This window comes from Pseudomonas sp. 2822-17, assembly GCF_002742485.1.
Lineage (GTDB): Bacteria > Pseudomonadota > Gammaproteobacteria > Pseudomonadales > Pseudomonadaceae > Aquipseudomonas > Aquipseudomonas cyclaminis.
This window is the reverse complement of the sequence record NZ_LJRZ01000974.1, coordinates 1-231: the sequence shown is the minus strand read 5'-3', so window position 1 is coordinate 231 and position 231 is coordinate 1. Positions and strand designations below refer to the sequence as shown.

General features: G+C 33.3%; 1 protein-coding gene. It reads left to right on the top strand.

The genetic code is table 11. The features are described 5' to 3' along the window. The coding region (locus AOA60_RS32000) for a MerR family DNA-binding protein (RefSeq protein ID WP_158235092.1) at positions 1-231 on the top strand (231 nt) is incomplete at both ends.

The window sequence follows — 231 nt, the reverse complement described above, 5'->3', positions numbered from 1 at the left end:
ACCTTGCAGCAAATATTATTTTTCAAGGAGCTTGGATTCCCTCTTCAGCGTATTAAAGAGATCATCAACCAACCAACATTTGATCGGTTGGAAGCTTTAGAAATGCAACGAAAAATGCTTTTAGAAAAAAGAAGGCAGTTAGGTCATATGCTCGAAACAATTGATAATACTGTGAAAGATTTAAAAGGAGAGATTAAAATGTCAAATAAGGGAAAATTTAAAGGTTTTGAC